Raw genomic sequence first — 23,788 nt, 5'->3', positions numbered from 1 at the left:
GCCGAGAATTACTCGACGATCGAGGCCACGATGCCGGCGCCGACGGTACGGCCGCCTTCGCGGATTGCGAAGCGCAGCTTTTCTTCCATCGCGATCGGAACGATCAGCTCGACGGAAACCGTGACGTTGTCGCCCGGCATAACCATTTCCGTGCCTTCCGGCAGCGAAACGATGCCGGTCACGTCCGTCGTGCGGAAGTAGAACTGCGGACGGTAGTTGGTGAAGAACGGCGTATGACGGCCGCCCTCTTCCTTCGTCAGGATGTAGGCTTCTGCCATGAACTTCTTGTGCGGCTTGACCGAACCCGGCTTGCACAGGATCTGGCCACGCTCAACGCCGTCACGGGTGACGCCGCGGATCAGCGCGCCGATGTTGTCGCCGGCCTGGCCCTGGTCGAGCAGCTTGCGGAACATTTCAACGCCGGTAACCGTCGTCTTGGTAGTCGGGCGGATGCCGACAATCTCGACTTCTTCGCCAACCTTGACGATACCGCGCTCGACGCGGCCGGTCACAACCGTACCACGGCCCGAGATCGAGAACACGTCTTCGATCGGCAGCAGGAACGGCAGGTTGATCGGACGCTCAGGCGTCGGGATGTAGGCGTCGACAGCAGCCATCAGCTCGCGGATCGAGTCTTCCCCGATCTTCTTGTCCGAATCTTCCAGAGCAGCAAGAGCCGAGCCCTTGATGATCGGGATGTCATCGCCCGGGAAGTCGTAGGACGACAGAAGTTCGCGAACTTCAAGCTCGACCAGCTCGAGAAGCTCGGCGTCGTCAACCTGGTCGACCTTGTTGAGGAACACGACGATCGCCGGAACGCCAACCTGACGGGCAAGCAGGATGTGCTCGCGGGTCTGCGGCATCGGGCCGTCGGCAGCCGAGCAAACCAGGATCGCGCCGTCCATCTGCGCCGCACCGGTGATCATGTTCTTGACGTAGTCGGCGTGGCCGGGGCAGTCGACGTGCGCGTAGTGACGGGCAGGCGTCTCATATTCGACGTGCGCCGTCGAAATGGTGATGCCGCGCGCCTTTTCTTCCGGGGCAGCGTCGATCTGGTCGTACGCCTTGAACTCGCCGAAATACTTCGTGATCGCCGCCGTCAGCGACGTCTTGCCATGGTCAACGTGGCCGATCGTGCCAATGTTAACGTGCGGCTTGTTGCGCTCAAATTTGCTCTTTGCCATTTCCGGCTCTCCGTTTCTTTGCCCCTATAAGGGGGATATTCTCTTGTTTCTGTCAGCTCTGGTAGGCTCCGGTCACTTCTGACCGGAGTACTTCGCCTGGATTTCCTGCGACACGTTCGACGGAACCGGCGCATAGTGATCGAAGGTCATCGTGTACTGAGCACGGCCCTGGCTCATCGAGCGCAGGTTGTCCACGTACTTGAACATGTTCGCCAGCGGCACGTTCGCGGAGATCACGACGGCTACGCCGCGCGATTCCTGGCCCTGAATCTGGCCACGACGGGAGTTCAGGTCACCGATAACGTCGCCGACGTAATCTTCCGGCGTCACGACTTCGACCTTCATCATCGGTTCGAGCAGCTGTGCGCCAGCCTTCTTTGCCGCTTCACGGAAGCAGGCGCGGGAGGCTATTTCGAACGCGAGAACCGAAGAGTCAACATCGTGGAATGCACCGTCGATGAGTGTCGCCTTGACGCCCAGCATCGGGAAGCCAGCAAGCGGACCCGAGGACAGAACGCTTTCGATGCCCTTCTGGACGCCTGGGATATATTCCTTCGGAATAGCACCACCAACGATCTTGGATTCAAACTTGAAGTCGTCGCCTTCTTCATTCGGTTCGAAGATGATCTTGACGCGCGCGAACTGGCCGGTACCGCCGGACTGCTTCTTGTGCGTGTAATCTTCCTCGTGCTTCTTCGTGATCGATTCACGATAGGCAACCTGCGGCGCGCCGACGGTGGCTTCAACCTTGAACTCGCGACGCATGCGGTCAACGAGAATATCGAGGTGAAGTTCGCCCATGCCGGCGATGATCGTCTGACCGGATTCTTCATCCGTCTTGACGCGGAACGAAGGATCTTCAGCAGCCAGGCGGTTGAGCGCGAGGCCCATCTTTTCCTGGTCGCCCTTGGTCTTCGGCTCGATTGCGATCTGGATGACCGGCTCAGGGAATTCCATGCGCTCGAGGATAACCTGCTTCAGCGGATCGCAGAGCGTATCGCCGGTGGTGGTTTCCTTGAGACCTGCGAGAGCAACGATGTCGCCGGCAAAGGCTTCTTCGATGTCTTCACGGGAGTTGGAATGCATCTGCAGCATGCGGCCGACGCGCTCGCGCTTTTCCTTGACAGTGTTCATGACCGACGTGCCCTTTTCGAGCTTGCCGGAATAGATGCGGGCGAACGTGAGCGAACCAACGAAGGGGTCGTTCATGATCTTGAAGGCGAGCATGGAAAGCGGCTCTTCATCGGAAGGATGACGTTCGATCTCAGCTTCGGTCTTGACGTCGATGCCCTTGATCGACGGAATGTCGAGCGGCGACGGCAGATAATCGCAGACGGCGTCGAGCAGAGGCTGAACGCCCTTGTTCTTGAAAGCCGTACCGCAGAACATCGGGTGGAACTTCACGTCGATGGTGCCGCGGCGAACGAGCGCACGGATCTGATCGTTGTCAGGCATGACACCGTTCAGGTAATTTTCCATAGCCGTTTCGTCGATGTCGACAACGGTTTCGATGAGGAGTTCGCGGTATTCTTCCGCCTTGTCCTTCATGTCTTCCGGGATCTCGACAACATCCCACTGTGCGCCGAGCGATTCATCGCGCCAGATCAGAGCGTTCATCTCGATCAGATCGATAACGCCTTTGAATTCGGTTTCAGCGCCGATCGGCAGCTGCATGACGACCGGGATCGCACCGAGACGGGACTTGATCATGTCAACCGAGCGATAGAAATCAGCGCCGGTCTTGTCCATCTTGTTGCAGAAGATCATCCGCGGAACGTGATACTTTTCAGCCTGACGCCAGACGGTTTCCGTTTGCGGCTCAACACCGGCATTGGCGTCGAGCAGAGCGATCGCACCGTCGAGAACGCGCAGCGAACGCTCGACTTCGATCGTGAAGTCAACGTGGCCGGGGGTGTCGATGATGTTGAAGCGGCGCATCTTGCCATCGCGACCCTTCCAGAAGGTCGTGGTCGCAGCGGACGTGATGGTGATGCCGCGTTCCTGCTCCTGCTCCATCCAGTCCATGGTCGCAGCGCCGTCGTGGACTTCGCCGATCTTGTGGGACTTGCCGGTGTAGTACAGGATACGCTCAGTCGTCGTGGTCTTGCCGGCGTCGATGTGCGCCATGATACCGAAATTGCGGTAGTCTTCGATTTTATATTCGCGAGCCATAGAGGACTCCCTTCCGAAATTGTTCGTCGATTACCAGCGATAATGCGAGAAGGCGCGGTTTGCGTCAGCCATCTTGTGTGTGTCTTCGCGCTTCTTGACAGCGCTGCCACGGTTGTTCGCGGCATCCATGAGTTCGCCGCAGAGGCGATCGACCATGGTGGTTTCGTTGCGCTTGCGAGCAGCAGCAATCAACCAACGGATAGCAAGAGCCTGACGGCGCTCAGGGCGAACATCGACTGGAACCTGGTAAGTTGCACCACCGACGCGACGCGAACGAACTTCGACGTGCGGAGCGATGTTGTCGAGAGCCGAATGGAACACGGTGACCGGCTCCTGCTTCAGCTTGCCCTGTACCAGGTCGAAGGCACCGTAAACGATGTTTTCAGCGACCGACTTCTTACCATGAAGCATGATAGCGTTCATGAACTTGGTGACGACCAGATCACCGAACTTCGGATCCGGATTGATCTCGCGCTTTTCTGCACTATGACGACGGGACATACGTTTGTCTCTCTACTTTAAACTGGCGCCTTATCACGCGGAGAACCTCGCGCAGCGCCGAAACCTTTAGAAAATCCGAATTACTTCGGACGCTTCGCACCATACTTGGAACGGCGCTGCTTACGGTTCTTGACACCCTGGGTATCGAGAACGCCGCGGATGATGTGATAACGAACGCCCGGCAAGTCCTTGACGCGACCGCCGCGGATCATGACCACGGAGTGTTCCTGAAGGTTGTGACCTTCACCGGGAATGTAGCCGATGACTTCGAAGCCGTTCGTCAGACGAATCTTGGCAACCTTACGCAGCGCCGAGTTCGGCTTCTTCGGGGTCGTTGTGTAAACGCGCGTGCAAACGCCACGCTTCTGCGGGTTTTCCTGCAGAGCAGGAACCTTATTGCGCTTTACCTGTGCCTGACGCGGCTTACGGATCAGCTGGTTTACGGTAGGCATATAACCATCCCTTGCAAATTCTTGTCTCGTTACCCTTGCGGGCGGATCGGTGCCGTCTCCGGCGACTTCACACGTTCGTCCAATGCGCAAAATCAGGGCCTATCCGCCTTTCGGCAGATGGCCCCACAAAAAAGCAGAGGACACCGTATTCGAGCGTCTTGCGTGCAGCATTGCAGTCTTCAGCGTGCGTTTGAACCTTGTTTGAGGCGAACTTCAGAACGTGTCGTCCCGAAACAGCCAGCCTCACATGGGCTCTAATGGGGCGCGGTGTACTGATTAAAGCCCTCCCCGTCAAGGGGAGTTAACAAATAATCTGGCTCCAGCAGGGCTGCTATGCCTGCAAAACAAGGCTTTTGCGGTCGATAGCACGACCCCGCCCGGCGCGCATCCCCTGAATCGGCGCTGGGCCGTATGGCTTTTAAGGAATCATCAAGCAATCGTCCAATTGCGCGATTCCCCGGTCCTGCAACAGGAGAATCGGATCGTGGAAAACGTCCTCTCAATCGATTTTGGCTATTCGCCCAACTTAGTTGCATTATAAGATGATCTATCTGGCGATCCAAATAAGGCTCCTCACCCCGGCCGTTCGCTCTGATCAACTGTTTGCATTGCTGGCTGGACCAGCCTTCGAAGGACCGCTCCATGAGTACAACCGCCGACAATGACAACAACCTCGACGGCCCGATGGTCTTCATCATCATCGGCAAAGCCTATCAGCACGACGGCGACAAGGAGGGTGTCGACATCCACGTGATGCTGCGTGCGCCCGATGATGACACGGCTGTTCGCGAGGCCTTGAACGCATTGGCGGAGGAAGGCTTCCTGGAAGCCGATCTCGACCAGATCGGCACCCTTACCGATGTACCAGACGAAGAGCCGCATGCCTCAGCCTATCAGGGCGCGCTCGAAGGCGAAGTCGCTATCATCAAGTTCGGCTAGAGAATGTCTGGTTCAGATTGAACCAAACATCCTCTAGATTCCTTTGTTTGCGTTTGTCTTTTCGGGATAACCGGTTTCCACTTTTCCCTGACAAACTCTAAGGCCGCCTGCATCGCAACGATATTTCGGCCCGCCTCAAGGCGGGTCATTTTTGTCATACTGTTAAAATACAGCGTTGCTAGACCGGACTGTCCCAACTCAAAGGAGCAGCCATGCGCAAGCTAGCCAACATTCTCGCCGTCACACTTTTGATTGCCCTCGTCTCCCCGGTGTTTGCGGAAGACGCCAAGCCGTTTGCCGACGCGACCGAAATCAATCTCCTTGATCTGCTGCCCCCGCCGCCAGCGGACGATTCCGCGCAGACCCGCGCCGAGCTGGGCGAAATTCTTACCCTGCAGGTTACCCGCACGCCGGAAGAAGCGGCGCTTGCGACAGCCGACGATGCAGAGGAAATCTGGCGCTTCGCCAACGTGATCAACAACCCGAAGTTCACGAAGGAAAACCTGCCGAAGTTCTCTGCCTTTTTTGACCGTATCGTCGCAACGGAAGGCGCCGTGATCGACCCTGCCAAGAAGTTCTGGAAGCGTCCGCGTCCATATCTCTACAGCGATCTCGTCAAGCCGATCGTCGAACTTTCGAAGTCAGGCGCCTACCCTTCCGGCCACACGACACTTGGAACCGTAATGGGCATCGTTCTGTCGAACATGGTTCCTGAACAGAAGGCAGCGATCATGACGCGGGCCTGGGAATATGGTCACAACCGCATGGTTGCTGGCGTTCACTACGCCACCGACATCGAAGCCGGCCGCATTTCCGGAACGGTCATCTCACAGACCATCATGACACATGACGATTTCAAGGCTGAATTCGAAGCAGCGAAGTCTGAGCTGCGCACCGTTCTCGGGCTTACTCACGCCTGATCATCGCAGCGCGAAAAACGCCGGTCAGTTCAGCGTCCGCGAAAAGCAAAAAGCCGCCGAAGTTTTCTCCGGCGGCTTTTTTGTGTTGCAGGAGGGACGAAAACTCGCCCCTCCCCGCTGCCGTTACTCGGCAGCCGCTTCTTCCTTGGCCATGTCGGCCAGCATCGGGGTTGCAACATCCACGCCTGTGCCCTTGCGGCGCTCTTCGAGGATCATCTCGTCGCGAGCCGTGGCGATGCGGCGGATCTGCGTCATGGTGCCGCCGGTACCAGCCGGGATGAGGCGGCCGACGATGACGTTTTCCTTCAGACCCTGCAGACCGTCGGTCTTGCCGGCGATTGCGGCTTCCGTCAGCACCTTGGTCGTTTCCTGGAAGGATGCGGCCGAGATGAAGGACGGGGTCTGCAGCGACGCCTTGGTGATGCCGAGCAGGACGGGGTCGCCGAAGGCCGGCTTCTTGCCCTGTTCGATCAGCTGATCGTTGACGTCTTCCAGTTCGATCCGGTCCACGCTGTCGCCAACGATATAGGTCGAGTCACCTGCATCGGTGATTTCAACCTTCTGCAGCATCTGGCGAACGATCACCTCGATGTGCTTGTCGTTGATGATAACGCCCTGCAGACGGTAGACTTCCTGGATTTCGTTCACGAGGTACGAAGCCAGAGCCTCGACGCCCTTGATCGCCAGGATGTCATGCGGTGCCGGGTTACCGTCGAGGATGTAGTCACCCTTTTCGATATAGTCGCCATCCTGAAGATGGAAGGGCTTGCCCTTCGGAATCAGGTATTCGACCGGCTCGACACCGTCTTCGGCAGGCTCGATCAGCACGCGGCGCTTGTTCTTGTAGTCGCGGCCGAAGCGGATCGTACCATCGATTTCAGCGATGATAGCGTGATCCTTCGGACGGCGCGCTTCGAAGAGTTCGGCAACGCGCGGCAGACCACCGGTGATGTCCTTCGTCTTGGCGCTTTCCAGCGGCGAACGTGCAAGCACGTCTGCCTGGGAGACCTTGGTACCCGGCTCGACCGACAGGATGGCGTCAACCGAAAGCAGGAAGCGGGCTTCACCGCCACGCGACAGCTTGGCAACAGCGCCATTCTTGTCCTTGATGACGATCGCCGGCTTCAGGTCGATACCGCGCGGCGTCGAACGCCAGTCGATAACCTGACGCTTGGTGATGCCGGTCGCTTCGTCGGTCGCTTCCAGAACGGAGATACCATCGACGATATCTTCGAAATGAACCGTACCTTCTACTTCCGTCATCATCGGGCGGGTGTAAGGGTCCCACTCCGCGAGACGCTGACCGCGCTTCACCTTGTCGCCATCGTCGACAAAGATCTTCGAGCCATAGGCAACGCGCTGCGAGGAACGCTCGACACCACGTTCGTCCAGGATCTGAACAGCCATGTTACGACCCATGGCAATCAGGTTGCCATCGGAGTTGCGCAGCATGTTGCGGTTCTTGATCTGGATCGTGCCTTCGTACGAAGCTTCCAGGAACGAGCTGTCGACCACCGTCGCCGTTCCGCCAAGGTGGAACGTGCGCATGGTGAGCTGGGTGCCCGGCTCGCCGATCGACTGAGCGGCGATGACGCCGACAGCTTCACCCATGTTGACAGGGGTACCGCGGGCAAGGTCACGACCGTAGCAGACGCCGCAGACACCGGTCTGAACTTCGCAGGTCAGAGCGGAGCGAATGCGGATCGACTGGATACCAGCCTTTTCGATCTCGATGACATCGGGCTCAAGGATCATGCGGCCAGCATCGACGATACGAACGCCCGTAACCGGGTGATCGATGTCGTCGAGAGCCGTACGGCCGAGAACGCGGGCGCCGATGGAGGCAACGACCTGACCGGCATCGACGATGGCGGTCATGGTGAGGCCGGCTTCGGTGCCGCAATCGACGAGATTGACGATACAATCCTGCGCGACGTCAACGAGACGACGGGTCAGGTAACCGGAGTTCGCGGTCTTCAGAGCGGTGTCTGCAAGGCCCTTACGGGCGCCGTGGGTCGAGTTGAAGTACTCGTTAACGGTCAGACCTTCCTTGAAGTTCGAGATGATCGGCGTCTCGATGATTTCACCCGACGGCTTGGCCATCAGGCCGCGCATGCCGCCCAGCTGACGCATCTGGTTCGGTGAACCACGAGCACCCGAGTGCGACATCATGTAGATGGCGTTCATTGGCTTCTGGCGACCGTTGTCGTCGAACTCGACAGCCTTGATACGGGCCATCATGTCTTCAGCGACCTTGTCTGTTGCCTTGCCCCAGGCGTCGACAACCTTGTTGTACTTTTCGCCCTGGGTGATGAGACCGTCGTTGTACTGCTGTTCGTATTCCTTCACCAGGCTTTCGGTGTCACCGACAATTTTGACCTTGCTGTCCGGAATGACCATGTCGTCCTTGCCGAACGAAATGCCGGCGCGGCAGGCATGAGCGAAACCGAGCTGCATGATACGGTCGCAGAATATGACCGTGTCCTTCTGGCCGCAATGGCGGTAGACCGTGTCGATCATCTTGGAGATGTTCTTCTTGGTCAGTTCCTGGTTGCAGACGTCGAACGGCACGTTGACGTTCTTCGGCAGCAGTTCGCCGACGAGCATACGACCAGGCGTCGTTTCGAAAATCTTCGAAACCGGCTTGCCTTCGGCATCGACAGTCTTGAAGCGGCCGCGAATCTTGGCATGCAGCGTCACGGACTTGGTTTCAAGCGCGTGATGCAGTTCGCCGATGTCGGAGAAGGCCATGCCTTCGCCCGGCTCGTTCTGGTTCAGGATCGACAAATAGTACAGGCCGAGAACCATGTCCTGTGACGGAACGATGATCGGTGCACCGTTTGCGGGGTGCAGAATGTTGTTCGTCGACATCATCAGAACGCGGGCTTCAAGCTGGGCTTCAAGCGAAAGCGGAACGTGAACAGCCATCTGGTCGCCGTCGAAGTCGGCGTTGAAGGCCGTGCAGACGAGCGGGTGCAGCTGGATCGCCTTGCCTTCGACCAGGATCGGTTCGAAGGCCTGGATGCCCAGGCGGTGCAGCGTCGGTGCGCGGTTCAGGAGAACCGGATGTTCGCGGATGACCTCGTCGAGGATATCCCAGACTTCCGGCTTTTCCTTTTCAACCAGCTTCTTGGCCTGCTTGACGGTCGAGGAGAAACCCTTGGCGTCGAGGCGGGCGTAGATGAACGGCTTGAACAGTTCGAGCGCCATCTTCTTCGGCAGGCCGCACTGGTGCAGCTTCAGTTCCGGACCGGTCACGATGACGGAACGGCCGGAATAGTCGACGCGCTTGCCGAGAAGGTTCTGGCGGAAGCGGCCCTGCTTGCCCTTGAGCATGTCGGACAGCGACTTCAGCGGACGCTTGTTGGCGCCCGTGATCACGCGGCCGCGGCGGCCGTTGTCGAACAACGCATCCACAGATTCCTGCAGCATGCGCTTTTCGTTGCGGATGATGATACCGGGCGCACGAAGCTCGATCAGGCGCTTCAGGCGGTTGTTACGGTTGATGACGCGGCGATAGAGATCGTTGAGGTCGGACGTCGCGAAGCGGCCGCCATCCAGCGGAACCAGCGGACGCAGATCCGGCGGGATCACCGGAACGACCTTCATGATCATCCATTCCGGACGATTGCCGGATTCCATGAAGTTCTCGACGATCTTCAGGCGCTTCATCAGCTTCTTCTGCTTCAGTTCCGACGTGGTGTCCGCCAGATCCGAGCGCAGATCGCCTGCGATCTTTTCGAGGTTCATCGAGGCGAGCATCTCGTAGATGGCTTCAGCACCGATCATCGCCGTGAACTGATCTTCGCCGAACTCATCGACGGCAATCATGTATTCCTCTTCCGACAGAAGCTGATTTTCCTTCAGCGACGTCAGGCCAGGCTCGGTGACGATGTAGTTTTCGAAGTAGAGAACGCGTTCGATATCCTTCAGCGTCATGTCAAGCAGCGTCGCGATGCGGCTCGGCAGGGACTTCAGGAACCAGATGTGGGCAACGGGCGCGGCGAGTTCGATATGGCCCATGCGCTCGCGGCGAACGCGCGACAGCGTGACTTCGACGCCGCACTTTTCGCAGATGATGCCCTTGTACTTCATGCGCTTGTACTTGCCGCACAGGCATTCGTAGTCCTTGATGGGACCAAAGATGCGCGCGCAGAACAGGCCGTCGCGTTCCGGCTTGAACGTACGGTAATTGATGGTTTCCGGCTTCTTGATCTCACCGTAGGACCAGGAGAGAATCTTCTCCGGCGACGCAATCGAAATCCGGATGGAATCGAAGGTCTGCGCAGGCACCTGCGGATTGAAAAGGTTCATGACCTCTTGGTTCATGCCTATCTCCTTTACGGGCGAATTGCCCTGAGCTGAGCGAGGATGCCGACAATTCCCGGGCGTCGGCCCCTGCCTTAACAGATATGACTGCAGGAAATGCAGTCCACTTCCCTCCCCTTCGCGACTGGCGCTTCAGGGCGAGAATGGTGCGCGCCGAGACAGGGCGCGCACCTTATTTGTTTTACTCGGCTGCGTCGGGCAGCTGGCCTGCCTGAACATCCTCGATCTTCGAGTTTTCAAGCTCGACCGAGAGGCCTAGCGAGCGCATTTCCTTGACGAGAACGTTGAAGCTCTCCGGAATGCCCGCTTCGAAGGTGTCGTCGCCACGGACGATCGCTTCGTAGACCTTGGTACGGCCGGCCACGTCGTCCGACTTGACCGTCAGCATTTCCTGCAGGGTGTAGGCGGCGCCGTAGGCTTCGAGCGCCCAGACTTCCATTTCCCCGAAGCGCTGACCGCCGAACTGCGCCTTGCCGCCCAGCGGCTGCTGGGTAACGAGCGAGTAAGGACCAATCGAACGGGCGTGGATCTTATCGTCGACCAGGTGGTTCAGCTTCAGCATGTAGATGTAGCCGACGGTAACCTGACGGTCGAACTGATCGCCGGTACGGCCATCATACAACGTCGACTGACCGGTGACCTTCAGGCCTGCCTGTTCCAGCATCGTGTTGACGTCGGCTTCCACAGCACCGTCGAAGACCGGCGTTGCGATCGAGACACCGCGACGGGTCTGCTCGGCCAGGCGCACGATCGACTCATCGTCGTACTGCTTGATCGGCTCACCCTTCGGACCGGACCCGATGACGCTGTCGATGGTATCGCGCAGCGGTTGGATGCTGTCGCCCGCCTTGTAGGCGTCGAGCATGGCACCGATCTTCTTGCCCATACCGGCGCAAGCCCAACCGAGGTGTGTCTCGAGGATCTGACCGACGTTCATGCGCGAAGGCACGCCCAGCGGGTTCAGAACGACGTCAACATGCGTGCCGTCTTCCAGGAACGGCATGTCTTCGACCGGCACGATACGCGACACGACACCCTTGTTGCCGTGACGGCCGGCCATCTTGTCGCCCGGCTGGATCTTGCGCTTCACAGCAACGAAGACCTTGACCATCTTCATGACGCCCGGAGGCATTTCGTCGCCACGCTGAACCTTTTCGACCTTGTCCATGAAGCGCTGTTCAAGGCGCGACTTGGATTCGTCATACTGGCCACGCAGAGCTTCGATCTCGCCCTGAGCCTTTTCGTCCTCGATTGCGAACATCCACCACTGCGAGCGGGGGTATTCGGAGACGACAGCGTTGGAAAGCTCGGTGCCCTTCTTGAAGCCCTTCGGACCGGCAACGGCCGAGTGGCCACGCAGCATGTCGATCAGACGTGCGTAGACGTTACGATCAAGGATCGCCTGTTCGTCATCGCGGTCCTTGGCGAGGCGTTCGATTTCCTCGCGCTCGATCGCCATCGCACGTTCGTCCTTCTCAACGCCGTGGCGGTTGAAGACGCGAACTTCGACGATGGTGCCGAACGTGCCCGGAGGCATGCGCATGGAGGTGTCGCGAACGTCGGACGCCTTTTCACCGAAGATGGCGCGCAGAAGCTTTTCTTCCGGCGTCATCGGGCTTTCGCCCTTCGGTGTGATCTTGCCGACGAGGATGTCGCCCGGCTGAACTTCCGCACCGATGTAGACGATACCGGCTTCGTCGAGGTTCTTCAGCGCTTCTTCCGAAACGTTCGGAATGTCGCGGGTGATTTCTTCCGGACCAAGCTTGGTGTCACGGGCCATCACTTCGAATTCTTCGATGTGGATGGAGGTGAACACGTCGTCACGAACGATACGCTCGGAGAGCAGGATCGAGTCTTCGTAGTTGTAGCCGTTCCACGGCATGAACGCGACGAGCGCGTTGCGGCCGAGAGCCAGATCGCCGAGGTCGGTCGACGGACCGTCCGCGATGATGTCGCCCTTGTTCAGAACGTCGCCAACGGTAACCAGCGGGCGCTGGTTGACGCAGGTGTTCTGGTTGGAACGCTGGAACTTCTGCAGGCGGTAGATATCGACGCCGGACTTGCCCGGATCGAGGTCTTCCGTCGCACGGATAACGATACGCGTTGCGTCAACCTGGTCGACGACACCGCCGCGGCGAGCGGCGATAGCAGCACCGCTATCGCGAGCCACGACCGGCTCCATGCCGGTACCGACGAACGGCGCTTCCGCCCGCAGAAGCGGAACGGCCTGACGCTGCATGTTCGAACCCATCAGTGCGCGGTTCGCGTCGTCGTTCTCAAGGAACGGGATGAGCGCGGCAGCGACCGAAACGAGCTGCTTCGGCGAAACGTCCATCAGGTTGATCTGGTCGCGGGGCGAGAGCATGACTTCGCCGGCGTGACGGCAAACGACGAACTCTTCAGAGAAGGACTCATCCGCGTTCAGGACCGAGTTGGCCTGCGCGACGTGGTACTTGGCTTCTTCCATCGCCGACAGATAGACAACGTCCTTCGTCACCTTGCCGTCCACGATCTTGCGGTACGGGCTTTCGATGAAGCCGTACTTGTTGACGCGGGCGAAGGTTGCGAGCGAGTTGATCAGACCGATGTTCGGGCCTTCCGGCGTTTCGATCGGGCAGATACGGCCGTAGTGGGTCGGGTGAACGTCGCGGACTTCAAAGCCGGCGCGCTCGCGGGTGAGACCACCCGGGCCAAGAGCCGAAAGACGGCGCTTGTGAGTGATTTCCGAAAGCGGGTTCACCTGGTCCATGAACTGCGACAGCTGCGAGGAACCGAAGAATTCGCGAACCGCGGCAGCTGCCGGCTTCGCGTTGATCAGGTCCTGCGGCATCACGGTGTCGATCTCGATCGAGGACATGCGTTCCTTGATCGCGCGCTCCATGCGGAGCAGGCCGAGGCGATACTGGTTTTCCATCAGCTCGCCGACCGAACGAACACGGCGGTTGCCGAGGTTGTCGATGTCGTCGATTTCGCCCTTGCCGTCACGCAACTCGACGAGCATGCGCACAACAGCCAGGATGTCTTCCTTGCGCAGGATGCGAACCGTATCGGCAGCATCAAGATCAAGGCGCATGTTCATCTTCACGCGACCAACGGCCGAGAGGTCGTAACGCTCGGCGTCGAAGAACAGCGTGTTGAACATGGCTTCAGCCGAGTCCATCGTCGGCGGTTCGCCCGGACGCATGACGCGGTAGATGTCGAACAGAGCATCCTGACGGTTCTCGTTCTTGTCTACCGACAGCGTGTTGCGGATGTAGGCGCCGACATTGATATGGTCGATGTCGAGAACCGGGATTTCGTCGAAGCCTGATGCGAGGATGACGCCGAGCGTCTTCTCGTCGATTTCGTCGCCGGCTTCGAGGAAGATTTCACCCGTCTGCATGTTGACGAGGTCTTCGGCAAGATAGTTGCCGTAAAGATCATCATCGCTCGCCTTGATGGCCTTGAGGCCCTTCTCGGTGAGCTGCTTGAGCAGGCGCGGGGTCAGCTTCTTGCCGGATTCGACAACAACTTCACCGGTGTCGGCGTCGATCAGGTCGGAAAGCGCCTTCTGGCCCTTGAGGGCGTCCGGCTGGAACGGAATCCGCCAGCCCTTGCCATCGCGCTGGTAGAGCGACTTTGTGTAGAAGGTGTCGAGGATCTCCTCGCCATCCATGCCGAGTGCCATCAGCAGCGACGTGACGGGGATCTTGCGACGACGGTCGATACGCGCATGGACGATGTCCTTGGCGTCGAATTCGATGTCGAGCCAGGAACCGCGATACGGGATGACGCGGGCAGCAAAGAGCAGCTTGCCGGAAGAATGGCTCTTGCCCTTGTCGTGGTCAAAGAACACGCCCGGCGAACGGTGCATCTGCGAAACGATGACGCGCTCGGTGCCGTTGACGATGAACGTACCGTTGTCGGTCATGAGCGGCATGTCGCCCATGTAGACGTTCTGTTCCTTGATGTCCTTGATCGACTTCGCGCCCGTATCCTCGTCGATATCGAACACGATGAGACGCAGCGTCACCTTGAGGGGTGCAGCGTAGGTAAGATCGCGCTGGCGGCATTCCTCTACGTCGAACTTCGGCTGTTCGAACTCGTAGGATACGAATTCCAGCATGGAAGCGCCCGAGAAATCGGTGATCGGGAAGACCGACTTGAAGACGGACTGAAGGCCTTCATCGGGACGGCCGCCTTGCGGCTCGTCAACCATCAGAAACTGGTCGTAGGACGCCTTCTGAACCTCGATCAGGTTCGGCATCTCAGCGACTTCGGGGATCTTACCAAAAAACTTGCGTACGCGCCTACGACCGTTAAACGAAAGGGTCTGAGCCATCGTCGCTCCTTCAATTTTGCATCCGGGCCTGCAACGGACGGGAACCGATGGCCAGTCGATCCCGTCAATCATGGGTGGTGTTCAAACTCGTTCATGTTCGAAAACGCTCAGCGCGGACTACTGTGCTGCCTTCGAAACGAACCATCCTCTTGAAGAACCCATTACCCAAAAGCCGTTTTCACGTGGCTTTTGGGTAATACGTTCAAAAAAAGATCAAAGAGAGGCGGCCCTTTCGGACCACCTCCCGAGCAGTAAACTCAAATTACTTGACGTCAACCTTGGCGCCAGCGTCTTCGAGCTTCTTCTTGAGATCAGCAGCTTCACCCTTGGAAATCGCTTCCTTGACAGCCTTCGGAGCGCCTTCGACGAGGTCCTTGGCTTCCTTGAGGCCGAGACCGGTGATGGCGCGGACTTCCTTGATGACGTTGATCTTGTTTGCACCGGCGTCGACGAGGATAACGTCGAATTCGGTCTTTTCTTCTTCAGCCGGAGCAGCAGCAGCGCCGCCAGCAGCAGCAACTGCTACCGGAGCAGCAGCGGAAACGCCCCACTTTTCTTCGAGAAGCTTCGACAGTTCTGCAGCTTCCAGAACGGTCAGCGAGGAGAGGTCGTCTACGATCTTTGCGAGATCAGCCATTTTGATAGTTCCTTATGTTCGGTTCGAACTTTGTTGAATAAACAGCGAAAAACCGCCTTATGCGGCTTCTTCGTCCTTCTTGGCGTAGGCCGCAAACACGCGGGCAAGCTGGCTTGCCGGTGCTGCAACAACCGAAGCGATACGCTGTGCCGGGGTCTGAATCATACCCAACAGCTTTGCACGCAGCTCGTCCAGCGAAGGCAGGGTCGCAAGCGACTTGACTGCTTCGGCGTTGAGCACGGTTGCGCCCATGGAACCGCCCAGGACAACGACCTTGTCGTTGGTCTTAGCGAAATCCATGACGACCTTCGGAGCCGTGATCGGGTCTGCGCTGTATGCGATCAGCGTCTGACCCTTGAAGAGATCTGCGATCCCTTCCGACTCCGTACCCTGAAGGGCAATCTTGGCCAGACGGTTCTTCGCGACTTTGACGGTGCCGCCAGCAGCGCGCATTTTCGAACGAAGATCGTTCATCTGCGCGACGGTGACACCAGCATAGTGGGCCACAACGACCGATCCCGCGCCCTTGAAGGACTCGTTCAGGTCTGTGACGAATTCGCGTTTTTCCGCTCTTTCCACTGCCTATCTCCAGTTGACAGGACCGCATAATCGCGGACCCGCCGGGTTTGCCTTTGCCGCGAGGGATCAGAATTGATCCCAAGCGACGCTCGAGGATCCTGTCCCCTGCGCGTCCCCGTTACCGGGTGCGACACAAGGCAAGCCGAGGTTCGAACCGAATTTCCGCACATCCGTGCGTTTTGAAATCCGGGTCTCACCCATCTCATGCAGGCAAAAGTGATTAAGGGACAACCACCTGCAATCTCGGACAGGAGTTCCGGGTTCTATCCCGGAATTTCCGGCCCCGAAGGGCCGGAAATCTTTGTTCCGGACCAGAAGGTCCGGGAAACTCGATTAAGCGGCGTTTACGGTTGCCGGATCGATCTTGACGCCCGGACCCATGGTCGAGGAGATCGCGACACGCTTGACGTAATTGCCCTTGGCGCCAGCCGGCTTTGCCTTGATGACAGCATCGGCAAAAGCCTTGATGTTTTCTTCAAGAGCCTTGGCATCGAAAGAAGCCTTGCCGATACCGGCATGGACGATACCAGCCTTCTCGACGCGGAACTCGACGGCGCCGCCCTTGGAAGCCTTGACGGCACCCGTGACGTCCATGGTGACCGTGCCAACCTTCGGGTTCGGCATCATGCCACGGGGGCCAAGAACCTTACCGAGACGACCGACGAGCGGCATCATGTCCGGGGTCGCGATGCAACGATCGAAGTCGATCTTGCCGCCCTGGACGATTTCCAGCAGGTCTTCCGCACCAACGATATCTGCGCCAGCAGCGCGGGCTTCATCAGCCTTGGCGCCACGTGCGAAAACGGCAACGCGAACATCGCGGCCGGTACCGTTCGGGAGGTTGACAACGCCGCGGACCATCTGGTCGGCGTGGCGCGGGTCAACACCCAGGTTCATGGCAATTTCGATTGTTTCGTCGAACTTGGCGACGGCACGTTCCTTGACCATGGAAATCGCATCGGTGAGAGCGACGAGCTTGGTCGGATCAACGCCTTCGCGGATCTTCTGAATACGCTTTGCAAGCTTAGCCATGATCAACCTACCACTTCCAGGCCCATGGAGCGGGCAGAGCCCTCAACCATTGCCATTGCGCCTTCGATGTCGGCCGCGTTCAGATCCTTCATCTTACCTTCGGCGATCGCACGGACCTGAGCCTTGGTGATGGTGCCGGCCTTGCCGCCCTTACCAGGCGTCTTGGAACCCGACGAGATCTTTGCTTCCTTCTTCAGCCAGTAGGTAACCGGCGGCTGCTTCATAGCGAAGGTGAAGGACTTGTCCTGGTAATAGGTGATGACGACCGGGATCGGCATGCCCTTTTCCATTTCCTGCGTAGCCGCGTTGAACGACTTGCAGAATTCCATGATGTTAATGCCACGCTGACCAAGCGCAGGACCAATCGGCGGGGACGGGTTTGCCGATCCTGCCTTGACCTGAAGCTTGAGCTGGCCTGCAACTTTCTTAGCCATATCTCTCTGCCTTTACAGTTTGCCGACATACCCAAATGCGAGATTGCCGGGACTATGACGACCGGTCTCCCGGTCAATTCTGCCAAACCCCTTTCGAGAGCCCGGCGGCTGCGGTTGCGTGGTGCGGATAACCGGTCCGGCTAAGACCTTGATCCTTCCACGCGTTTTTGCGGGACAACCCGCGACTGCCGGCGACCGAAGCCTCCGACAAACAGTCAGGGTCGCGAACGGACAAAACCGTCGCGACCAATTCTTGCTCAGACCTTCTCGACCTGCGCGTATTCGAGGTCGACCGGCGTTGCGCGGCCGAAGATCGAGACTTCGACTTTGAGGCGCGAACGCTCTTCATCGACATCCTGAACGATGCCGTTGAAGGAGGCGAACGGACCGTCGGAAACGCGGACCTGCTCGCCGATCTCGAAGGAGATCGAGGGCTTGGGACGATCAACACCGTCCTGGACCTGACCGAGAATGCGCTCGGCTTCATAGTCCGGAATCGGAACCGGCTTATTGTCGGAACCGAGGAAGCCCGTCACCTTCGGGGTATTCTTGATGAGGTGATAAGCCTCATCCGTCAGGTTGGCGCGTACCAGCACGTAACCCGGGAAGAACTTGCGCTCAGCATCGACCTTGCGGCCGCGACGAACCTCGACAACCTTCTCGGTCGGAACAAGAATCTTTTCGAAAAGATGCTCAAGCCCCTTCTGGCGAGCCTTGTTTTCAATATCGTCAGCGACCTTCTTTTCGAAGTTCGAATAGGCGTGAACGATGTACCAGCGCGCTGCCATTCCTATATCTCCTTACAGACCGACGTTGAGGATGAGGCCGATAACCCAACCCATCAACTGGTCAGCCGCAAAAAAGAAAGCAGCAGCAAAAAAGACCATGACAAAGACCATCAGCGTGGAGATCATTGTCTCACGCCGCGAGGGCCAAGTCACTTTCGCCGTTTCAGCGCGAACCTGCTGCAGAAACGTAAACGGATTTGTTTTCGATGCCATTGAATGCTCACGCCTTAACGGCCCGTAAAGCTGAACTTTCAGCCCCACGCGCCGCGTGTCTGTTTGAACCCTACATAAAGACCGATTCTCGAAATCACAAGAGGTCGTCGGTCTTTTTGCGAAATTAGAGGGAGAGAGCAAGCCCTCTTCCGTCTTTATACATTATCCACTGCACCGCGGCAATCGTCTGCGCTGGATGAAATGGCAGGGGCAGTAAGGCTCGAACTTACGACCTGCGGTTTTGGAGACCGCCGCTCTACCAACTGAGCTATACCCCTAGTTCCCCGGGCGCCTGCGATACCCGCGCCGCGTGGGTCTGCGGCTTATTATTCAGTTTGCCCGTGGAAGACAAGCGCCTTTGGTGGAAAAAGTATGCAAGCGCGGAGAAATTTTACGGCGCGCCTGCCTCCCCGCCCTGCGAAGAGTGGCAGGCAGTATGTTGCGGCACATATTCACACTTTCACATATTTGCGCCAGTCGTGTTCCTCGCGAAAACCGAGCACGTCCTTGATTTTGCGATTCGAGAGCAACCCCTCGTAGCTGCCGATCTCACGGCGGAACGGCACATTTGGGAAATAACGCTCGGCAAGTGCGCGCGTCGGGGTATTTGCCGAAATCGTGTCGTTCGCTGCATTGAAGACCTGATAGCCAAGGCCATCCTTCTCAATGCAGAGCTTGACGATCTGGCCGAGATCGCGGGCGTCGATATAGCTCCAGGCAATGCGCTTGCGGATGGAGGAATCGGCAAAATAGGCAGGGAAGTTCGCATATTCATGGGGCTCGATGACATTTCCGATTCGCAGCGCATAGATGTCGAAGCCAGAGCGTTCGGCAAAGGCACGCGCCGTCTTTTCATTGACCACTTTTGAAAGCCCGTAGCTGTCCATTGGATTGACGTCGTAATCTTCCTCCAGCGGAAAGTGATGGAAGTCGCGATGACCTTCGGCGAAGCAGACGCCGTAGGTCGTCTCGCTCGATGCCACAATGATCTTACGCACGCCAAGCTTCACTGCCGCCTCGATGACATTGTAGGTGCCCATCGTGTTGATGCGGAAAGTCTCGTTGTCTGGCTTGATCAGGATACGCGGCACGGCCGCGAAATGTACGACGGCATCGAAGGGCTGCACCCCCTTGCCACTTTCGAGATCCGGAAAGTCGCAGTGCATGGATAGCACGTTGAACATCTGACCGCTGTCGGTGATATCAGCGATCAGGTTGGTGACGCCGGGGCTCTCCAGCGGCACGAGATCGATATTGTGGACGTCATAGCCCGCCTCGACCAGATAGGGCACGGCATGCCGCCCCGCCTTGCCTGATCCACCCGTGAACAGAATTCGTTTCTTCATCTTCGTCCTCCCAGAAACGTCTTAGCTGCGTTTCTAGGAGAAAAGTATGGCGATTACCAGTTGAGCGCGTAGCGCAGATTGACGGACGCGGTCGGCGCGCGAACCGGATTTTGCACGGCGCCCTGCAGGACAACGCCTCCGAGGATATTCTGCTCGAAGGCAAGCCGGTTTGTGAATGTACCGTCCCCGGTCGAGAACGCCCCCTCGGCAATCAAGGATGGTCCGCCCTCCGTCACGGAAAGCCGTGCGGTTTGCCTGCCTGTCGCCGAACGGCACTGGCGTTCATACGTGTTGCATTGCAGGGTCAAAGATCGACTGGTTTGCAGATCTAGCCGCTTGGTCAGGATGCGTCGGCGCAATGCCTCCACCCCAACGCCAACCGCGCCCGTTACGACGTTGCGACGAACGTTGAAACTGTTTTGTCCGGTAGCGGCCATGCTCTGCCCGGATTGCGTGGAAATGCGTCCCCAGAAATCCACCGGCACAAGCGTCGTCAGCCGCCCTGCGTTGTTCGCATTGACGAATACATCGGCCCCAGCGGTTACATCCGCCGGCAGCGGCAGCTTCATGCCCATTTTGAACGTGTAGGCGTTCTCGCCGGTCTTTGCGGGCACCCATATCAGATTGTCGGCATTCACCGGATAGGCTCCGACCGCGAACAGCAACACGCCGACGCAAAGCGCCTTCATCTTCCAGATGTTCATTGGTTACCCCAGCCATGGCGCATTGAGCGCAACGAGCCTCACCCAAATTGGGCCGGCTCAAGACAACGGGTTCGGCTATCTTGTAACAAAAAGCATCGAAGAGATGAAGCTTTGAATGGAATATATCCGGGCTCAAAAGGCGGCTGTGTTGCACCAGCCCCACAACAAGACGACGCGATCTTTTCCGAACCCACCCGGGCACAAAGACAAAAAAAGAAGGCGTCGCAATCACTTGCGACGCCTTCTTTTATTCAATCAGGCTTGAAGCCGGACCGTCGATTACTCGACAATGGAAGCCACGATCCCGGCGCCGTACGCAAATCGCGCTTGCGCGCCATTTGCACCTCTTAAGCGCCGTCGGCAGCTTTCGCCATCGTCGGCCCGTCGATTACTCGACGATCGAGGCCACGATGCCGGCGCCGACGGTACGGCCGCCTTCGCGGATTGCGAAGCGCAGCTTTTCTTCCATCGCGATCGGAACGATCAGCTCGACGGAAACCGTGACGTTGTCGCCCGGCATAACCATTTCCGTGCCTTCCGGCAGCGAAACGATGCCGGTCACGTCCGTCGTGCGGAAGTAGAACTGCGGACGGTAGTTGGTGAAGAACGGCGTATGACGGCCGCCCTCTTCCTTCGTCAGGATGTAGGCTTCTGCCATGAACTTCTTGTGCGGCTTGACCGAACCCGGCTTGCACAGGATCTGGCCACGCTCAACGCCGTCACGGGTGACGCCGCGGATCAGCGCGCCGATGTTGTCGCCGGCCTGGCCCTGGTCGAGCAGCTTGCGGAACATTTCAACGCCGGTAACCGTCGTCTTGGTAGTCGGGCGGATGCCGACAATCTCGACTTCTTCGCCAACCTTGACGATACCGCGCTCGACGCGGCCGGTCACAACCGTACCACGGCCCGAGATCGAGAACACGTCTTCGATCGGCAGCAGGAACGGCAGGTTGATCGGACGCTCAGGCGTCGGGATGTAGGCGTCGACAGCAGCCATCAGCTCGCGGATCGAGTCTTCGCCGATCTTCTTGTCCGAATCTTCCAGAGCAGCAAGAGCCGAGCCCTTGATGATCGGGATGTCATCGCCCGGGAAGTCGTAGGACGACAGAAGTTCGCGAACTTCAAGCTCGACCAGCTCGAGAAGCTCGGCGTCGTCAACCTGGTCGACCTTGTTGAGGAACACGACGATCGCCGGAACGCCAACCTGACGGGCAAGCAGGATGTGCTCGCGGGTCTGCGGCATCGGGCCGTCGGCAGCCGAGCAAACCAGGATCGCGCCGTCCATCTGCGCCGCACCGGTGATCATGTTCTTGACGTAGTCGGCGTGGCCGGGGCAGTCGACGTGCGCGTAGTGACGGGCAGGCGTCTCATATTCGACGTGCGCCGTCGAAATGGTGATGCCGCGCGCCTTTTCTTCCGGGGCAGCGTCGATCTGGTCGTACGCCTTGAACTCGCCGAAATACTTCGTGATCGCCGCCGTCAGCGACGTCTTGCCATGGTCAACGTGGCCGATCGTGCCAATGTTAACGTGCGGCTTGTTGCGCTCAAATTTGCTCTTTGCCATGGGGCTAGGTTTCCTGTGATCTATGACAATGGATGCGTCCGGCGGCGCCGGTTTGGGGAGGCGTTTAAGGGTTTCGGAAGAATTGCGCAAGACTTAATTGCGTTGCGCGATACCGGAGGTCCGGTACGCCTTGGTGACGCATATGGGGCGTAAGCTTCGACTTTTCCAGTGGGAGGGCTTTTCGAATGAAAACAACGGAGAAGCCGGGACTTGTCCGCAGTTTCTCATAAGCGGCGCGAAATATGTCCCGTCCGCAGAAAGAGAGGACAATCGACGGGAACCAATTGCAAGCCGCAGCGCTCCGATCCGTTCGACAACCACAGCCCTTCCACTGCCGAAACTCACTAGAAAGCAGGGAAAGCTGCGAACTTTCGACTCGCTGAAAAAGCAAAAAGGCCCCCAGCCGGAACCGGGAGCCTGAGTTCGGAGGCCCGAAGCTGGAGGCGACGCGCGCTCAGTCCGGATTGACGTGGAACGCGCCCATGGTATCGCCGTCGCGTTTGTAGGCGGCGGCAGTATCGAGCGCTTCGCGGATCGTCACGTCCATGTCGAGATAGCGATAGGTGCCGAGGCGTCCAACGAAGGTCACCCCGTGCTCCGCCTTCGCCTTTTCGACATATCTGCCCAGCAGCGATTTCTCGTCGGCGAGACGGATAGGATAGTATGGAATATCATTCTCGCCACAGGCGCGCGAGTATTCGCGGTAGCAAACGGATTTCTCGTGCTTCTCCCACGGCGAGAAATGCTTGTGCTCGGTGATGCGGGTATAAGGCACTTCGACATCGCCGTAGTTCATCACAGCACAGCCCTGATAGTCCCCGTCATGGCGGAACATCTCGAAATCCAGGGTGCGATAGCCCAGCCGGCCGAGTTCGAAGTCGAAGTAACCGTCCAGCGGCCCGGAATAGAAGACATGGTCGAAGGCGCCAGCGTCCGAGCGCGTGAAGCGCCGATTGAGCTCGACCTGGATGCGATCATGATCAAGGATTTTCTCAACCATCGGCGTATAGCCGTTTTCAGGCATGCCCTGAAAACGATGGAAGAAGTAGTTATCGTCATAGTTGAAGCGGACGGGCAACCGTTTCAGGATGCTCGCAGGCAGATCGTTCGGATCGCAGCCCCACTGCTTGATGGTGTAGCCCTTGAAGAAGGCCTCGTAGAGCCTCTGGCCGACGAATCGCAGGGCCTGCTCCTCGAAGGTCTTGGGATCTTCGATCGACGTATCGGAGAGGGTCTCGATAAACGCCCTCGCCTCGTCCGGGCGAAAGCTCTTGCCGAAAACCTGGTTGATCGTATGCAGGTTGATCGGCAGCGAATAGACCTGGTCGCCGGAGGTGGTCTTGACCCGGTTGACATAGGGCATGAACCGCTCGAAGCGGTTCACGTAGGTCCAGACCTCTTCATCATCCGTATGAAAGATATGCGGCCCGTAGGTGTGAACCATCACGCCCGATTCGTCGTCACGCTCAGTGTAGCAGTTTCCGGCGATATGCTTGCGCTCGTCGACGATGGTGATGTCGTGCCCCGCCTCGGCCAGGGTCCGGCCGATGACCGCGCCGGACAGGCCGGCGCCCACAAGAAGAATTCGCTTAGACATTGGGAGCCTTTGAAAGCGTGTCCGTTTCAGCCTTCGTATGTCGGCACACATCCCTCGGCAAGTCTAAATTAACCAT

Annotated in this window: 18 protein-coding genes and 1 tRNA gene; 2 read left to right on the top strand and 17 right to left on the bottom strand. The window is 58.3% G+C overall.

Annotated features, from left to right (window positions below):
• Positions 1–8 precede the first annotated feature (8 nt).
• The 4 genes from tuf (QO002_RS10300) to rpsL form a co-directional block, all read right to left on the bottom strand.
• Complete coding sequence (tuf, locus tag QO002_RS10300) at positions 9–1,184, bottom strand: elongation factor Tu (RefSeq protein ID WP_307229227.1); 1,176 nt, start codon at positions 1,182–1,184, stop codon at positions 9–11.
• 72 nt (positions 1,185–1,256) lie between these two features.
• On the bottom strand, positions 1,257–3,356 hold the full coding sequence (fusA, locus tag QO002_RS10295; protein WP_307229253.1) for an elongation factor G: 2,100 nt from the start codon (positions 3,354–3,356) through the stop codon (positions 1,257–1,259).
• A gap of 30 nt (positions 3,357–3,386) precedes the next feature.
• Positions 3,387–3,857 carry a 30S ribosomal protein S7 gene (rpsG, locus tag QO002_RS10290; protein ID WP_307229251.1) on the bottom strand — a complete coding sequence of 157 codons (471 nt, stop codon included), beginning with the start codon at positions 3,855–3,857 and terminating at the stop codon, positions 3,387–3,389.
• Positions 3,858–3,937: 80 nt separating this feature from the next.
• Positions 3,938–4,309, bottom strand: a complete 372-nt coding sequence (gene rpsL, locus QO002_RS10285; RefSeq protein ID WP_003507760.1) for a 30S ribosomal protein S12 — start codon at positions 4,307–4,309, stop codon at positions 3,938–3,940.
• 642 nt (positions 4,310–4,951) lie between these two features.
• Between rpsL and QO002_RS10280 the strand changes: the two genes are divergently transcribed.
• Both QO002_RS10280 and QO002_RS10275 read left to right on the top strand, forming a co-directional pair.
• Positions 4,952–5,248, top strand: coding sequence for a transcriptional regulator (locus QO002_RS10280; RefSeq protein ID WP_307229248.1), 297 nt, complete (start codon positions 4,952–4,954; stop codon positions 5,246–5,248).
• A gap of 212 nt (positions 5,249–5,460) precedes the next feature.
• Positions 5,461–6,168, top strand: coding sequence for an acid phosphatase (locus tag QO002_RS10275; RefSeq protein WP_307229246.1), 708 nt, complete (start codon positions 5,461–5,463; stop codon positions 6,166–6,168).
• 123 nt (positions 6,169–6,291) lie between these two features.
• On the opposite strand, the gene rpoC is transcribed toward QO002_RS10275, so the two are convergent.
• The 13 genes from rpoC to glf all read right to left on the bottom strand — a co-directional run bounded on the left by rpoC (position 6,292) and on the right by glf (position 23,712).
• Positions 6,292–10,497 (bottom strand): DNA-directed RNA polymerase subunit beta', encoded by a 4,206-nt coding sequence (rpoC, locus tag QO002_RS10270; protein WP_307229244.1) that lies wholly within the window; start codon positions 10,495–10,497, stop codon positions 6,292–6,294.
• Positions 10,498–10,678: 181 nt separating this feature from the next.
• The gene (gene rpoB, locus QO002_RS10265; protein ID WP_307229242.1) at positions 10,679–14,818 is read right to left on the bottom strand and encodes a DNA-directed RNA polymerase subunit beta; all 4,140 of its coding nucleotides are present in this window, start codon (positions 14,816–14,818) and stop codon (positions 10,679–10,681) included.
• 262 nt (positions 14,819–15,080) lie between these two features.
• Positions 15,081–15,455 (bottom strand): 50S ribosomal protein L7/L12, encoded by a 375-nt coding sequence (gene rplL / locus QO002_RS10260; protein WP_307229240.1) that lies wholly within the window; start codon positions 15,453–15,455, stop codon positions 15,081–15,083.
• A 57-nt stretch (positions 15,456–15,512) separates the two neighbouring features.
• Positions 15,513–16,034: a 50S ribosomal protein L10 gene (gene rplJ, locus QO002_RS10255; protein ID WP_307229238.1), complete on the bottom strand. Its 522-nt coding sequence runs from the start codon at positions 16,032–16,034 to the stop codon at positions 15,513–15,515.
• Between the two features lie 333 nt (positions 16,035–16,367).
• Positions 16,368–17,066: a 50S ribosomal protein L1 gene (gene rplA, locus QO002_RS10250; protein ID WP_307229235.1), complete on the bottom strand. Its 699-nt coding sequence runs from the start codon at positions 17,064–17,066 to the stop codon at positions 16,368–16,370.
• 2 nt (positions 17,067–17,068) lie between these two features.
• A complete protein-coding gene (gene rplK, locus QO002_RS10245; protein WP_307229233.1) occupies positions 17,069–17,500 on the bottom strand; it encodes a 50S ribosomal protein L11 in 432 nt (143 codons plus the stop codon).
• A 257-nt stretch (positions 17,501–17,757) separates the two neighbouring features.
• The gene (gene nusG / locus QO002_RS10240; RefSeq protein WP_056323228.1) at positions 17,758–18,288 is read right to left on the bottom strand and encodes a transcription termination/antitermination protein NusG; all 531 of its coding nucleotides are present in this window, start codon (positions 18,286–18,288) and stop codon (positions 17,758–17,760) included.
• Positions 18,289–18,300: 12 nt separating this feature from the next.
• Positions 18,301–18,501, bottom strand: coding sequence for a preprotein translocase subunit SecE (gene secE / locus QO002_RS10235; RefSeq protein ID WP_307233310.1), 201 nt, complete (start codon positions 18,499–18,501; stop codon positions 18,301–18,303).
• Positions 18,502–18,703: 202 nt separating this feature from the next.
• A tRNA-Trp gene (locus tag QO002_RS10230) sits at positions 18,704–18,779 on the bottom strand.
• 174 nt (positions 18,780–18,953) lie between these two features.
• Entirely contained in the window at positions 18,954–19,847 is an 894-nt protein-coding gene (locus tag QO002_RS10225) for an NAD-dependent epimerase/dehydratase family protein (RefSeq protein ID WP_307229230.1), read from the bottom strand.
• Between the two features lie 53 nt (positions 19,848–19,900).
• On the bottom strand, positions 19,901–20,551 hold the full coding sequence (locus QO002_RS10220) for a hypothetical protein (protein ID WP_307229228.1): 651 nt from the start codon (positions 20,549–20,551) through the stop codon (positions 19,901–19,903).
• Positions 20,552–20,939: 388 nt separating this feature from the next.
• Positions 20,940–22,115 (bottom strand): elongation factor Tu, encoded by a 1,176-nt coding sequence (gene tuf, locus QO002_RS10215; RefSeq protein WP_307229227.1) that lies wholly within the window; start codon positions 22,113–22,115, stop codon positions 20,940–20,942.
• Positions 22,116–22,569: 454 nt separating this feature from the next.
• Positions 22,570–23,712 (bottom strand): UDP-galactopyranose mutase, encoded by a 1,143-nt coding sequence (gene glf, locus QO002_RS10210; protein WP_307229224.1) that lies wholly within the window; start codon positions 23,710–23,712, stop codon positions 22,570–22,572.
• Positions 23,713–23,788: the final 76 nt, after the last annotated feature.

It is taken from the genome of Pararhizobium capsulatum DSM 1112 (assembly GCF_030814475.1).
Taxonomy (GTDB): Bacteria; Pseudomonadota; Alphaproteobacteria; order Rhizobiales; family Rhizobiaceae; genus Pararhizobium; species Pararhizobium capsulatum.
This window is presented reverse-complemented; position numbering and strand designations above follow the sequence as displayed.